This is a genomic window from Candidatus Thiodiazotropha sp. AKIB8, from assembly GCF_058244675.1.
The window spans coordinates 1-15,675 of record NZ_JBSYOO010000002.1 but is presented as its reverse complement, the minus strand read 5'-3'; the positions used below and the strand labels follow the sequence as shown (position 1 = coordinate 15,675).

13 protein-coding genes and 1 tRNA gene are annotated in these 15,675 nt (G+C 49.9%); all 14 read right to left on the bottom strand.

Annotated features, from left to right (window positions below; all coding sequences use genetic code 11):
* Positions 1-128 (bottom strand): GTP-binding protein (locus AC4IFB_RS00085; RefSeq protein ID WP_490775054.1); only part of this gene is annotated, 128 nt, incomplete at its 3' end.
* A gap of 19 nt (positions 129-147) precedes the next feature.
* Positions 148-2,244, bottom strand: coding sequence for an elongation factor G (fusA, locus tag AC4IFB_RS00080; protein WP_490779018.1), 2,097 nt, complete (start codon positions 2,242-2,244; stop codon positions 148-150).
* A gap of 50 nt (positions 2,245-2,294) precedes the next feature.
* Positions 2,295-2,765, bottom strand: coding sequence for a 30S ribosomal protein S7 (gene rpsG, locus AC4IFB_RS00075; protein WP_490779017.1), 471 nt, complete (start codon positions 2,763-2,765; stop codon positions 2,295-2,297).
* A 41-nt stretch (positions 2,766-2,806) separates the two neighbouring features.
* A complete protein-coding gene (gene rpsL, locus AC4IFB_RS00070) occupies positions 2,807-3,181 on the bottom strand; it encodes a 30S ribosomal protein S12 (RefSeq protein ID WP_490779016.1) in 375 nt (124 codons plus the stop codon).
* Between the two features lie 254 nt (positions 3,182-3,435).
* Positions 3,436-7,653 carry a DNA-directed RNA polymerase subunit beta' gene (gene rpoC / locus AC4IFB_RS00065; protein ID WP_490779015.1) on the bottom strand — a complete coding sequence of 1,406 codons (4,218 nt, stop codon included), beginning with the start codon at positions 7,651-7,653 and terminating at the stop codon, positions 3,436-3,438.
* A 42-nt stretch (positions 7,654-7,695) separates the two neighbouring features.
* Complete coding sequence (gene rpoB / locus AC4IFB_RS00060; protein WP_490779014.1) at positions 7,696-11,772, bottom strand: DNA-directed RNA polymerase subunit beta; 4,077 nt, start codon at positions 11,770-11,772, stop codon at positions 7,696-7,698.
* A 244-nt stretch (positions 11,773-12,016) separates the two neighbouring features.
* Entirely contained in the window at positions 12,017-12,397 is a 381-nt protein-coding gene (gene rplL, locus AC4IFB_RS00055; RefSeq protein WP_490779013.1) for a 50S ribosomal protein L7/L12, read from the bottom strand.
* 54 nt (positions 12,398-12,451) lie between these two features.
* Positions 12,452-12,979 carry a 50S ribosomal protein L10 gene (rplJ, locus tag AC4IFB_RS00050; protein ID WP_490779012.1) on the bottom strand — a complete coding sequence of 176 codons (528 nt, stop codon included), beginning with the start codon at positions 12,977-12,979 and terminating at the stop codon, positions 12,452-12,454.
* Between the two features lie 240 nt (positions 12,980-13,219).
* Positions 13,220-13,915 (bottom strand): 50S ribosomal protein L1, encoded by a 696-nt coding sequence (gene rplA, locus AC4IFB_RS00045; protein WP_490779011.1) that lies wholly within the window; start codon positions 13,913-13,915, stop codon positions 13,220-13,222.
* Positions 13,916-13,917: 2 nt separating this feature from the next.
* Positions 13,918-14,352 carry a 50S ribosomal protein L11 gene (rplK, locus tag AC4IFB_RS00040; RefSeq protein ID WP_490779010.1) on the bottom strand — a complete coding sequence of 145 codons (435 nt, stop codon included), beginning with the start codon at positions 14,350-14,352 and terminating at the stop codon, positions 13,918-13,920.
* Positions 14,353-14,477: 125 nt separating this feature from the next.
* Positions 14,478-15,011, bottom strand: coding sequence for a transcription termination/antitermination protein NusG (nusG, locus tag AC4IFB_RS00035; protein ID WP_490779009.1), 534 nt, complete (start codon positions 15,009-15,011; stop codon positions 14,478-14,480).
* Between the two features lie 11 nt (positions 15,012-15,022).
* Positions 15,023-15,397 carry a preprotein translocase subunit SecE gene (gene secE, locus AC4IFB_RS00030; RefSeq protein ID WP_490779008.1) on the bottom strand — a complete coding sequence of 125 codons (375 nt, stop codon included), beginning with the start codon at positions 15,395-15,397 and terminating at the stop codon, positions 15,023-15,025.
* A gap of 21 nt (positions 15,398-15,418) precedes the next feature.
* Positions 15,419-15,494 (bottom strand) — tRNA-Trp (locus AC4IFB_RS00025).
* A gap of 54 nt (positions 15,495-15,548) precedes the next feature.
* The coding region (locus AC4IFB_RS00020) for an EF-Tu C-terminal domain-related protein (RefSeq protein ID WP_490776184.1) at positions 15,549-15,675 on the bottom strand (127 nt) is incomplete at its 5' end.

Here is a 15,675-nt window from a genome sequence, read left to right as displayed (position 1 = left end):
TCGCCACCATACTTGGCCGCCTGGACTGTTGTGATGGCCGCCGTCAGCGTGGTCTTGCCGTGGTCTACGTGACCAATCGTGCCCACATTGACATGCGGCTTTGTGCGTTCGAATTTTTCCTTGGACACAGTGCTACCCCTATACCCGTTACTGTTTCTTGATTACGGCGTCGGCAATACTTGCCGGCACCTCTGCATATTTACCAAATTCCATACTGTAGTTAGCCCGACCCTGCGTGGCCGAACGTAGATCAGTTGCATAACCGAACATCTCTGACAGTGGAACTTCAGCTTTTATCTGGCGACCGGCAGGTGTGTCATCCATACCCTGCACGATACCGCGACGACTATTGAGATCACCCATAACGTCACCCATGTACTCCTCAGGTGTTGTAACCTCAACTTTCATGACTGGCTCCAAAAGAACAGGCCTAGCCTTGGCTGCACCCTCTTTGAAACACATAGAGCCAGCAATCTTAAATGCCATTTCGTTGGAGTCGACATCGTGGTAGGAGCCATCATAAAGTGTAACCTTCACATCAACTACTGGATAACCTGCGATAACGCCGTTACCCATAGCCTCTTGGATACCCTTATCAACTGCCGGGATGTACTCACGTGGTACAGCACCACCAACGATTTCATTTGCGAACTCGTAACCAGCACCCGCCTCTTGAGGCTCGATGCGCAGGTAGACATGACCAAATTGACCACGACCACCCGATTGACGAACAAATTTACCTTCCTGCTCAACCGAGGAGCGGATGGTTTCACGATAGGCTACCTGAGGCGCACCAACGTTAGCCTCTACCTTAAACTCGCGACGCATGCGATCAACGATAATATCGAGATGCAACTCACCCATGCCGGAGATAATTGTCTGGCCAGACTCTTCATCAGAGCTGACTCTGAAGGAGGGATCCTCTTGTGCAAGCTTGGAGAGAGCGATACCCATCTTCTCCTGGTCAGTTTTAGTCTTTGGCTCAACCGCAACTGAGATTACAGGCTCAGGGAACTCCATACGCTCAAGAGTAATAGGCTTGTCGATAGCGCAAAGTGTGTCACCTGTAGTGACATCTTTGAGTCCTACAGCAGCAGCGATATCGCCAGCTAAAACCTCTTTGATCTCTTCACGAGAGTTGGAATGCATCTGCAGGATACGACCCACACGCTCTTTCTTACCCTTTACAGGGTTGTAGACGTGGTCACCTGATTTAAGCACCCCGGAATAGGCCCTGAAAAAGGTCAGAGTCCCAACGAACGGGTCGGTGGCAATCTTGAAAGCCAGCGCTGAAAAAGGCGCGTTATCATCTGACGGCCGCTCTTCTTCTGTACCAGCAGCATCATCGAGAATACCAGTAATAGAAGGCACATCCACAGGCGAAGGCATCAACTCGATAATCTTATCAAGGACAGCCTGAACACCTTTATTCTTGAATGCAGAACCACAGGTAACAGGAATAATCTCGAGCCTAAGAGTGCGGAGCCTTAGTCCCTCAAGAACGTCCTCTTCCGAGAGATCTCCCTCTTCGAGGTACTTCTCCATAAGCTCATCAGAACCTTCGGCAGCAGCTTCGACCATATGCTCGTGCCACTCATCACAGGTATCCTGTAGATCTGCAGGGATATCGACGTATTCAAACTCTACGCCCATATTCTCTTCGCTCCAGACCACTGACTTCATCTTCACCAGATCGATCAGTCCTTTGAAGCCCTCTTCAGCGCCAACCGGCACCTGAATAGGCACTGCATTGGCACCAAGGCGATCCTTAAGCTGCTCAACAACGCGGAAGAAATCAGCACCCATGCGATCCATCTTATTGACGAACGCCATACGGGGAACACTGTATTTATTAGCTTGACGCCATACAGTTTCAGATTGAGGCTCGACACCACCCACAGCACAGAGAACAAAGACTGCGCCATCAAGAACACGCAAGGAACGCTCCACCTCGATGGTGAAATCCACATGTCCGGGGGTATCTATAATATTGAAGCGATGCTCAGGGAATTGCTGAGCCATTCCACTCCAAAAACAGGTCGTGGCAGCAGAAGTGATAGTAATACCACGCTCTTGCTCCTGCTCCATCCAATCCATGGTGGCAGCACCATCGTGCACCTCACCAATCTTGTGAGAGACGCCCGTATAGTAGAGTACACGCTCAGTCGTTGTCGTTTTACCAGCATCAATGTGAGCCATGATACCGATATTGCGATAGCGCTCGATAGGAGTTTTCCGTGCCACGTTACAAACCTGTTTTTAAAGAGCTAAAGTTAAAAGGGTTAAACGATCGCTTACCAGCGATAGTGTGAGAATGCCTTATTGGCCTCCGCCATGCGATGCGTATCATCCTTCTTCTTGACTGCTGCACCTTTGTTTTCAGAGGCGTCCATCAACTCACCAGCCAACCGGTAAGCCATCGACTTCTCACTACGCTTGCGAGAGGCATCAATCAGCCAACGCATAGCTAAGGAGTTACGTCTATTTGGACGCACCTCAACTGGAACCTGATAGGTTGCGCCACCAACCCGGCGAGATTTAACCTCAACCAAGGGGCGCACGTTTTCCAGTGCAGTTTCAAGCAGATCCAGAGGCTCACCACCTCGCTTATCAATCACAGAATCCAACGCTCCATAGAGAATCTTTTCTGCGACTGATTTTTTACCGTCCTGCATCACCATATTGATGAATTTGGCCAGCAGTTCACTTCCATACTTGGGATCTGGCAAAGTTTCTCGCTTTGCTGCAACTCGTCTTCTTGGCATTGCTCTATCTCAAACCTGTTGAATGATGTTGATCAAGGACCCTAGGCCTTAGGTCGCTTAGCACCGTACTTGGAACGACCCTGACGCCGCTTCTCGACACCAGATGTATCAAGACTACCGCGCACTACGTGATAACGAACACCTGGCAAATCCTTAACACGTCCGCCACGAATCAATACGACCGAGTGCTCCTGGAGATTATGTCCTTCACCACCAATGTAGCTTGAGACTTCGTAACCGTTGGTCAATCTCACACGAGCCACTTTACGCAGCGCAGAGTTAGGCTTTTTCGGTGTAGTGGTATATACACGAGTGCATACGCCACGACGTTGCGGGCAGGCTTCCAGTGCCGGCACATTACTCTTTTGGGCTTTTCGCTTCCTGGGCTTTCGCACCAGCTGATTGATTGTCGCCATCTATCCGTCTCCAGAGACGTCATCTTTACTATTTGCATAAAAAAACCGGAGAACAGTCCCTCTTGCCGCTTTATTAAACAGCATACGGGTCACGCACATTCTCTGGCTTGAATAACTTTACTCAACAACGCTTTAAAAGGCGCTTTGAGCTTCAGAAACGACAGGCCGGCAAAGGCCGGCCTGTCCAAGGAGCGCGCATTCTATGCCCACTCCAGCCCCATGTCAAGAAGTATGTAATATCACTTACACAATCTTTATTCACCCTCTGGGGTGTTAAGTGCCTCTTTAAACGCCTGCTCCACTTCTTCCACTACGAGCTCGTTCTTAGCCTCAGGCTGCTCCATGGTTTCCTCATGGCGTCTGCGACGTCGTTCATTATGGTATGCGAGCCCTGTACCTGATGGGATAAGACGCCCAACAATGACGTTCTCTTTCAAGCCATGGAGCCGATCCCCCAGTCCTCTCACGGAAGCCTCTGTGAGAACTCGCGTGGTCTCCTGGAACGAAGCAGCAGAAATGAAAGATTCAGTTGCCAGAGAAGCTTTGGTAATACCCAGCAGAAGTGGCTCAAAAAGCGCAGGATGTTTACCCTCTGCACGGAGTGCCTCTGTCTCCTCTGAGAGCATGGTTCTCTCGACCTGCTCTCCTTTGAGGAAACGACTGTCGCCTGTATTCGAAATCTCTACCTTACGCAGCATCTGGCGAATGATCACCTCGATATGCTTATCGTTGATCTTTACACCTTGCAGCCGGTAAACATCCTGTATCTCCTTGACAAGATATTCAGCAAGATCTGTGACACCCTTCAGACGCAGTATGTCATGGGGATTGAGCTCTCCATCGGAGATCACTTCACCTTTGACCACCTGCTCACCTTCAAACACGTTCACATGACGCCACTTGGGAATCAACTCTTCATGCTGCTCACCATCAGAGTCAGTAATGATCAGGCGTTGTTTACCCTTGGTATCCTTGCCAAAACTGACAGTACCTGTCTCTTCAGCAAGAATCGCCGGGTCTTTTGGCTTGCGCGCCTCGAACAGATCGGCAACTCGAGGAAGACCACCGGTGATATCACGAGTCTTGGAAGACTCCTGAGGGATACGAGCCAGGATGTCACCTACGCCGACGTTTGCGCCATCCTGTACATTAACAACCGCATTCGCTGGCAGATAGTAGTGAGCCGGTATGTCAGTACCTGCAATATTCAGATCCTCACCCTCAGCATCGACCAGTTTAACCATCGGTCTGATATCTTTACCTGCAGGTGGACGCTGTTTCGGATCGATGACCTCGAGAGAGCTCAGGCCGGTAACATCATCGGTCTTCTTCTGTACGGTTACACCATCGACAAAATCAACAAAGCGCAATACACCTTCTACTTCGGTAACAACTGGATGAGTATGGGGATCCCAGTTGGCTACAATCTGACCACCATCAACTTTAGAGCCATCTTCAACCTGCAGGGTGGCACCATAAGGCACTTTATAGCGCTCACGTTCACGACCCACATCATCAACGATAGTCAACTCACCTGAACGCGAGGTTGCCACAAGATGGCCACTGGTGTGCTTAACTGTTTTGATGTTATGCAGCTTGGCCATACCATCAGACTTAACCTGGATATTATTGACTGCAGCTGAACGGGATGCAGCACCACCAATATGGAAGGTACGCATGGTCAGCTGTGTGCCTGGCTCACCAATGGATTGAGCAGCGATAACACCGACAGACTCACCCATATTGACCTGATGGCCACGGGCGAGATCACGTCCGTAACATTTACCACAGACACCAACTTTGGCATTACAAGTAATTGCTGAACGTACTATAACCTGGTCAACACCGGCGTTATCGAGGGTTTCAACCCACTTCTCATCCAGCAGTACACCGGCTTCGCAAACTGCAACATCACCACCTGGCTGATAGACAGGTACGGCAGTGACACGTCCAAGAATCCGCTCTCTGAGCGGTTCAACAACGTCACCACCTTCAATGATGGGTTGCATCAGCAAGCCCTCTTCGGTGCCGCACTCTTCCTCAAGGACTACCATATCCTGAGCGACGTCGACCAATCGACGGGTCAGGTAACCTGAGTTAGCCGTTTTCAACGCTGTATCTGCCAGCCCCTTACGAGCACCATGGGTTGAGATAAAGTACTGGAGTACATCGAGCCCTTCACGGAAGTTCGCAGTGATTGGCGTTTCGATAATGGAGCCATCAGGTTTAGCCATTAAGCCACGCATTCCAGCCAACTGTCTGATCTGGGCGGCAGAACCACGAGCGCCTGAGTCGGCCATCATGTAAACAGAGTTAAAGGAATCCTGTTCGACCTCATTGCCATCCCGATCGAGGACCACCTCTTTACCCAGTTTACTCATCATCGCTTTGGCAACCTGGTCATTGGTGTGAGACCAGATATCAACTACTTTGTTATAGCGCTCACCATTGGTAACAAGACCTGAGGTGTATTGATTTTCAATCTCTCTGACTTCAGATTCGGCATAGGCGAGGATGTCACTCTTCTCTTCAGGCACCACCATGTCGTTGGAGCAGAAGGAGACAGCAGCACGGGTCGCATATCGGAAACCCATATACATCAGCTGATCAGCGAAAATTACCGTATCCTTCAAACCAAGCTGTCGATAAGAAGCGTTGATGAGGTTGGAAATGGCTTTCTTGCCCATTGCCTGATCTACCAGGGAAAATGGTAAACCTGATGGAACGATACTATAGACCAGGGTCCGACCTATGGTGGTATCGATTACCCGAATCTCTTCAGACATATTGCCTTCATCGTCAAGAATCGACTCCTTCATTCTCACTTTGACCCGCGCCTGCAGATCAGCATGTCCAGTCTCGTAGGCTCTTTTTGCTTCAGAAACATCAGAGAAGGCCATACCTTCACCCTTGGCATTGATCCGGTCTCTGGTCATGAAGTAGAGACCCAAAACAACATCCTGCGAAGGTACGATGATTGGATCACCATTCGCTGGAGAGAGAATGTTGTTGGTTGCCATCATCAGGCTGCGCGCTTCGAGCTGCGCCTCCAGAGAGAGTGGCACGTGAACAGCCATCTGGTCACCGTCAAAGTCAGCGTTGAAAGCAGTACAGACCAATGGATGAAGCTGAATCGCTTTACCTTCAATCAGAACTGGCTCAAATGCCTGGATACCAAGACGATGCAAGGTTGGCGCACGGTTAAGCATTACTGGATGTTCGCGGATAACCTCTTCCAGGATATCCCATACTTCGGCGGAACCTCTCTCAACCAGTTTTTTCGCAGCCTTGATGGTTGTCGCCAAACCACGCAGTTGCAGTTTGCTGAAAATAAATGGCTTGAACAGTTCCAGCGCCATCCGCTTTGGCAGACCACACTGGTGTAGTTTCAGGGTCGGGCCAACCACGATCACTGAACGACCAGAGTAGTCGACACGTTTACCCAGCAGATTTTGCCGGAAACGCCCCTGTTTACCCTTGATCATATCGGCCAGTGACTTCAGCGGACGACGGTTTGTACCGGTGATCGCACGACCTCGGCGACCGTTATCCAACAACGCATCAACAGACTCCTGCAACATACGTTTTTCATTACGTACGATGATATCCGGTGCATTAAGATCAAGCAGGCGTTTCAAGCGGTTGTTACGGTTGATTACGCGGCGATATAGATCGTTCAGATCAGAAGTTGCAAAGCGACCGCCATCCAGAGGAACCAGAGGACGCAGCTCTGGAGGAAGCACTGGCAGAACGGTCATTACCATCCACTCGGGACGGTTGCCTGAGCCATTCAACGACTCCAGTAATTTGAGACGCTTGGTGAATTTTTTGATCTTGGTCTCAGAATTAGTACCGTCGATATCTTCACGCAGTCTTTTAATCTCTTCCGGGATATCGATGGTTTTCAGCAGTTCATAGACAGCCTCGGCACCCATACGTGCATCGAACTCATCACCATTCTCTTCAATGGCGTCAAGATACTGCTCATCTGTCAACAGTTGACCACGTTCCAGTGGGGTCATCCCCGGATCTACGACTACGAAGGATTCAAAATAGAGAACCCGCTCGATGTCGCGCAGGGTCATGTCCATCAACAAACCGATACGAGAGGGTAAAGACTTGAGAAACCAGATGTGGGCTACCGGGCTGGCCAGTTCAATGTGCCCCATGCGTTCGCGACGGACTTTCGCAAGGGTTACTTCAACACCACACTTCTCACACACGACACCACGATGCTTCAAACGCTTATATTTACCACACAAGCATTCATAATCGCTGACCGGGCCAAAAATCTTGGCACAAAACAGGCCATCCCGTTCCGGTTTAAAAGTACGGTAGTTGATGGTCTCTGGTTTCTTAACTTCGCCATAGGACCAGGAACGGATCATATCCGGCGATGCCAATCCTATACGAATGGCATCGAAGTCTTCAGTCTGACCCTGCTGCTTAAGAATATTCAGTAGATCTTTCAAGATCGTCTCTCCTGCATTCAGTTACTGACAAGCGTCAGTACTTCAGTCCTGTTCCAGTTCAATGTTGATAGCCAGAGATCGTATCTCTTTGACCAGCACATTGAACGACTCGGGCATGCCTGCTTCCATCTGATGATTTCCATCAACGATGTTCTTGTACATGCGGGTACGGCCATTAACATCATCCGATTTGACCGTGAGCATCTCCTGCAAGGTATAGGCGGCGCCATAAGCCTCCAATGCCCAGACCTCCATCTCACCAAATCGTTGGCCACCGAACTGAGCCTTACCACCCAACGGCTGTTGGGTTACGAGACTGTAAGGTCCAGTTGAACGGGCATGCATCTTGTCATCAACCAGATGGTTGAGTTTCAGCATATACATGTAACCCACCGTAACCTGACGCTCAAAAGAGTCACCAGTACGACCATCGAACAGTTTGCATTGACCACTCTCAGGCAGACCAGCCAGTTCGAGCATGTTTTTGACTTCTGACTCATGCGCACCGTCGAAAACAGGGGTAGCCATGGGCACACCACTTCTCAGGTTATTGCACATGACAACAACCTCTTCATCGGTAAATGAGTCGATATCCTCTCTCTTTCCGCTGGTGTTATAGACTTTATCTAAAAACCCACGCAACTCGGTCATTTTATTGTGCGCATCCAGCATCTCACCAATGCGACGGCCTACACCTTTGGCCGCAAACCCAAGATGGGTCTCCAACACCTGACCGACATTCATTCGTGAGGGTACGCCCAGAGGATTCAATACAATATCAACAGGCTCTCCACGCTCATCGAAAGGCATATCCTCAACTGGCACGATGGTGGAGATAACACCTTTGTTACCATGGCGTCCGGCCATTTTGTCACCTGGTTGAACGCGACGTTTGACCGCAACGTAACACTTAACCATTTTCAATACACCTGGCGCAAGATCATCGCCAGCAGTCAGCTTGCGTTTCTTCTCTTCGTACTTGTCACGGAAGGTTTCACGCTGTGCCTTGATCTGTTCTGCAATCGCTTCCAGCTGGGCAGCAGATTCCTCATTACGCAGGCGGATCTCCAGCCACTTATCCCGTTCTAATTCGGTAAGGTAGGATTTGGTGACTTTAGTACCGGCTTTAAGATGGCCAGGACCACCATCGACAATTTTACCCACCAGCATTTTTTCAACACGCTGGAAGGTATCGTCTTCCATAATACGCAGCTGATCATCCAGATCCTTACGTACACGATCCAGTTCTACCTGCTCGATCTGCAACGCACGAGCATCCTTCTCAACACCGTCACGAGTAAACACCTGAACATCGATGACGGTACCGACCATGCCGGAAGAGACACGTAGAGAGGTATCTTTAACGTCAGATGCTTTCTCACCGAAAATTGCACGAAGCAGCTTCTCTTCAGGAGTCAGCTGCGATTCGCCTTTGGGAGTCACCTTGCCGACCAGGATATCGCCTTCACGAACCTCTGCACCAATATAGATAATACCTGACTCATCCAGTTTGGATAACGCAGCCTCACCTACATTCGGGATATCGCCTGTGATCTCTTCAGGACCTAACTTGGTATCACGCGCCATACAGGTCATCTCTTCGATGTGAATCGAAGTGAACCTATCTTCCTGAACAACACGTTCGGATATCGCAATAGAATCCTCGAAGTTGTAACCGTTCCAGGGCATGAATGCGACCCGAAGGTTCTGACCCAGGGCCAATTCACCAAGATCGGTGGAGGGTCCGTCCGCCAGAACATCTCCACGGGCAATAACATCTTCAACATTAACCAGAGGACGCTGGTTGATGCAGGTATTTTGGTTGGATCGGGTGTATTTGGTCAGATTATAGATATCGACACCCGGTTCGCCGGCTTCTGTCTCATCATCATTAACCCGAACCACGATGCGAGCGGCATCGACCGATTCGATGACACCACCACGTTTAGCAACAACGGTAACGCCTGAGTCAATTGCAACAACACGCTCGATACCGGTACCCACCAAAGGTTTCTCAGCACGTAAAACCGGTACAGCCTGACGCTGCATGTTCGATCCCATCAAGGCACGGTTCGCATCATCGTGCTCCAGGAAGGGAATCAGTGAGGCCGCCACCGAAACAATCTGCTTGGGTGATACGTCCATATATTGGACTTTATCTGGGGAAGAGAGCGTAAACTCATTCTGGAATCGTGAGGAGACAAGATCGTCAGCCAGACACCCTTTGTCATCAAGTGATGCGTTCGCCTGGGCGATAACGTAGCGCCCCTCTTCAATTGCAGAGAGATAATCGATCTGATCAGTTACCTTGCTGTCGGTAACCTTACGATAGGGAGTCTCAAGGAAACCGAATCTGTTGGTTCTTGAGTAGACAGCCAATGAGTTGATCAGACCAATGTTCGGACCTTCAGGGGTCTCGATTGGGCAGACACGTCCATAGTGGGTTGGGTGCACATCCCGCACCTCAAAACCAGCCCGCTCACGGGCCAGACCACCAGGGCCAAGCGCAGATACACGTCGCTTGTGGGTGACTTCCGACAGAGGATTGTTCTGATCCATAAACTGAGACAGCTGACTGGAACCAAAAAACTCTTTGATTGCAGCTGAAACAGGCTTTGCGTTGATCATCTCCTGGGGCATCAAACCTTCGGACTCAGCCTGGGTCAAACGCTCTTTGACTGCGCGCTCAACACGCACCAGACCAACTCGAAACTGGTTCTCAGCCATCTCACCGACACAGCGGATACGACGGTTGCCCAAATGATCGATATCATCGACCACACCATTACCATTACGGATATTGATCAGTTCGTTCAGAACATCGACGATATCCTCTTTCGAGAGCACACCTTCACCGGTCTCATCATCGCGGCTCAGGCGACGATTGAATTTCATTCGTCCAACAGCGGAGAGATCATAACGCTCTGGTGTAAAGAACAGATTATTGAAGAGATTCTGTGCAGCCTCTTTTGTTGGAGGCTCGCCAGGACGCATCATCCTGTATATCTCGACCTGGGCTTCCAGCTCGTTGGTTGTCGGATCTATACGCAGAGTTTCCGAGACAAAAGGGCCATGATCAAGATCATTGGTGAAAAGCGTTTGCAGCTTTTTCACGCCACTTTCGAGCAATTTATCAAAGACCTCTTCAGTAATTTCTGAATTGGCTTCTGCAATCAGCTCACCGGTCTCTTTGTCGACAACATTGTGGGCCAGCACCTTGCCATAGAGAAATTCACGAGGCACATCCAGCTTATTGACGCCGGCCTTTTCAAGCTCTCGAATATGGCGAGCGGTAATCCGTCTGCCTGTCTCCACAAGCACCTTATCACCAGTCTTGATGTCAAAACTGACGGTCTCTCCGCGCAGTCTTTCAGGTACAAGATCAAGCTTGAGAGTGCGCTTGGTCAGATTGAAGCTGTCGGTTTCGAAGAACATCTCCAGAATCTGCTCAGCTTCATAGCCCAACGCACGCAAGAGAATGGTCGCAGGTAATTTACGACGACGATCGATACGGACGAATACATTATCTTTAGGATCGAACTCGAAATCGAGCCATGAACCACGATATGGAATGACGCGAGCGGAAAACAGAAGCTTGCCGGAAGAGTGCGTCTTACCACGGTCATGATCAAAAAAGACACCTGGTGAGCGGTGTAGCTGAGAAACAATGACACGCTCGGTGCCATTAATAACAAAGGTACCAGTATCAGTCATCAGGGGCAGTTCACCCATGTAGACTTCCTGTTCACGGATATCCTTAACGACTTTTGAGCCTGCTGGGGCCTCCTTGTCGTAGATAACCAAGCGTACCAAAACTCTCAGGGGCGCAGCATAAGTAGTGCCGCGAAGCTGACACTCTCGTACGTCAAAAACAGGCTCACCCAGCTTGTAGTTCACGTATTCGAGAACAGCATTGCCAGAATAACTTGTAATCGGCATTACGGACTTGAATGCGGCGTGCAATCCGATATCCTGGCGGTTATCAGGTGTTACACCGTCCTGAAGAAAGCTCTTGTATGAGTCGATCTGTGTTGCAAGAAGAAACGGAACATCCAGTATACTGGGTCGTTTACCGAAGTCTTTACGGATACGCTTCTTTTCGGTGAAAGAATAGGCCATGCTGCCATCCCTCAGTGTCTTAGGCTTGGTGGTTGCGATGTCGAAAGTGGCTTAGTGACCAACATTCATCATCGCTTAAATCTATCTCCTGACTTCTTTGGCTCAGGGAACCCGGCTTGGAATCTCAGACTCGATTTTATTCAGAATCTAATATTTACAGCCCTCAGTGCAAGCAGGAAAAGGCCGGCGGCATTACGCCACCAGCCTCAACCGCACTTGTCTACAGACGATCGAGACGAGAATCTTATTTGATCTCGGCTTTGGCGCCCGCTTCTTCAAGCTGCTTCTTGGCCTCTTCGGCCTCTTCCTTGCTGACACCCTCTTTCAAAGTTGAAGGTGCACCTTCTACAGCTTCTTTAGCCTCTTTGAGGCCCAGACCGGTCATTCCGCGAACAGCCTTGATCACAGAAATTTTGTTGCCACCGATCTCAGTCAGAACTACGTCAAACTCAGTCTTCTCTTCAGCAGCGGCAGCATCACCACCACCAGCAGCAGCAGGTGCAGCAGCAACAGCAGCAGCTGCAGATACACCGAATTTTTCTTCCATTGCTTCGATCAATGCGACAACGTCCATTACAGACATCTCGGCAATTGCTTCTAGAATATCTTCTTTAGAAACGGCCATTATTTAACTCCTGAAAAAATTTTGTACGATAACTTTGTATGTAGATGAAGCCGATTAGGCCGCCTCTTTGGCGTCCTTGATAGCTGCCACAGTCCGGACCAGCTTGCCAGGCACCTCGTTCATGGTGCGAACCAACTTCTCGGTCGGTGCCTTCATAACCGCCATCAGCAAGCTGATCGCCTGGTCATATGTAGGCATCTTAGCCAAAGTATCGATATCGCTTGGGGCAAGCATTTTGCCTCCAATAGATACCATCTTGACTTCAAGAAGCTTATGTTCCTTAGCAAAGTCCTTAATGACACGTGCTGCAGAACCCGGATCTTCCTGAGAGAAGGCGAGAATCAATGGTCCCGTGAACCCTTCCTGCATACAGGCAAAATCTGTGTCCTCAACTGCACGTTTGGCCAAGGAGTTTCTAACTACCCGTAGATAGACGCCATTGTTACGTGCTTCGCGACGTAACAGAGTCATCTGTTCGACAGTTAAACCGCGATATTCAGCTGCAACAGCTGATAACGCACTACTGGCCACATCATTGACTTCGGCAACGATGGCTTTCTTTTGCTCAATATTGAGTGGCAAAGTCGTCACCTCCTGATAATGGGGAAATCAAACCTTTCCCAACACACTACACGACACTTTCGTGTCGCAACCTTTCGCACGCCATCACCAGGTAATTCCTGATTGGGGGCGCGCCATCTGCGCAGGCAGGATTAAGCATGACTCAACATGCACCTGCGGTCTTTGATAGCACCGGTTAACCGGCACCCCAAAGTTCAAAAGGGTATCAACGCATTACCGCGAGATATCCCTGTAATTCTATTAAACAGTCAGCGTTGCCTGATCAAGTGTCAGACCCGGCCCCATAGTTGAGGAGACAGTAATCTTTTTCAGATAGACGCCTTTTGCTGAGCTTGGCTTGGCTTTGACCAATGCTGCCAACAGCGACTCAAGATTCTCTTTCAGTTTTTGCGCTTCAAAATCAACCTTGCCAATCGAACAGTGGATGATTCCAGCCTTATCGGTACGGTAACGTACCTGACCAGCCTTGGCATTCTGCACCGCCTCAGCCACATTGGGTGTCACCGTACCAACTTTAGGATTCGGCATTAAACCACGTGGACCAAGGATCTGCCCTAACTGACCGACCACACGCATAGCATCGGGAGAAGCGATGACAACATCAAAATTCATGTTGCCTGCCTTGATATCCGCTGCGAGGTCTTCAAAACCAACAATATCTGCGCCAGCTTCTTTAGCCGCGTCAACGTTTGCACCCTGAGCAAAAACCGCAACACGAACAGTCTTACCCGTTCCGTGAGGGAGTACAGAAGCACCACGAACGACCTGATCAGATTTACGTGCATCGACACCCAGATTGACACTGACATCGACAGACTCACTGAACTTTACTGTAGAGACTTCCTTCAGCAGATTAAATGCCTCTTCAGCAGGATGAAGCTTGCCGATCTCCAGCTTTTCGCGAATCGCCTTTGCGCGTTTACTCAACTTAGCCATGATTATTCTACCCCCTCGACTTCGAGCCCCATCTGACGAGCACTGCCAGCAATGGTACGTACAGCTGCATCCATATCAGCAGCAGTAAGATCCGGCATTTTGATCGTCGCAATCTCTTCCAACTGCTGACGGGTCACCTTACCAACCTTGTCAGTATTAGGGGTTGAACTACCCTTAGGCAGACCAAGCGCCTTCTTCAGTAGCACAGAAGCAGGAGGCGTCTTGGTGATAAAACTGAATGAGCGGTCGCTGTAGACCGTGATCACAACAGGAATTGGCAGCCCTTTCTCAACGCTCTGGGTCTTGGCGTTGAATGCTTTACAAAATTCCATGATATTCACACCATGCTGACCCAACGCAGGACCAACAGGAGGACTTGGGTTAGCTTCACCAGCTTTCACCTGAAGCTTGATGTAAGCCATAATCTTTTTAGCCATGTTTACCTCTTCTCCGGGTACAGACGCCGAGGACTTTCACCCCGACTCCCCATCAATAGTTTGTAACTTAACTGGCGGTCGGTTAAAGCTTATTCAACCAAGCGCCAGTCAGAAATATTAGGGACTTAACCCTTCTCGACCTGGCCAAACTCCAGATCAACTGGGGTTGAGCGACCAAAAATCAGTACTGAAACCTTCAGGCGGCTCTTGTCGTAGTCGACCTCTTCCACCACACCGGTAAAGTCGTTGAACGGACCATCTGTGACCCGAACCACTTCGCCAGGCTCAAACAGGATCTTAGGACGAGGCTTCTCAACACCTTCTTGCACGCGCTGCAGAATGGCGTTCGCCTCCTTCTCAGAGATCGGCGCAGGCCGGTCACCGGTGCCGCCAATAAAACCCATTACCTTCGGCACGTCCTTTACGAGATGCCAGGTTTCATCCGTCATCTCCATCTGCACAAGAACATAACCAGGAAAAAACTTACGCTCGCTCTTTCGCTGCTGTCCAGCTCTCATCTCAACCACCTCTTCGGTGGGGACGAGTATTTCGCCAAACTTATCCTGCATGTCAAAACGTTCAACGCGCTCCACGAGGGAACGCTTTACTTGAGACTCAAAGCCGGAATAGGCGTGCACTACATACCAACGCATGGTCATCTCACCACCCCTTAACCAGATCCAGTCAATGCGCGCAATATCGCGCCTAACATCATGTCAAACAGCCACAGGATGACACCCATAAACAGAACCATGACGAATACAATCAGTGTTGTCTGCACAGTCTCTTGGCGACTTGGCCACACAACTTTGCGGACCTCCATCTTAGCTGCCGAGGCAAAATCCCAAACCGATTTACCCAGCACTGTCTGATAAGCCAACAGCGCGGCCAGCCCCATCATCACCAACAGCCCGATCACTCTCAGAAGCTGCGAGTACGCATCGAGATAGTAGAAACCAAGAATGGCTCCCACAATTATCCCGACCGCAAGAATCAACTTGACGGTATCGAGACCGGACGCCTCCACCTGGGTCTTCGCATTCATAATATCTGTTTGCCAGTTGTTTGGCAGGCCAAGAGGGACTCGAACCCCCAACCTGCGGTTTTGGAGACCGCTGCTCTACCAATTGAGCCATTGGCCTAAAAAAAACAAAGCGGGGTTGGCCTATGGCCAGCCCCGCACACTCACTATCGAGTTACTCGATAATCTTGGATACCACACCGGCACCCACTGTCCGACCACCTTCGCGGATCGCAAAACGCAGACCCTCTTCCATCGCGATCGGTGCTATCAGTTTTACAACCATCTTCACATTATCTCCG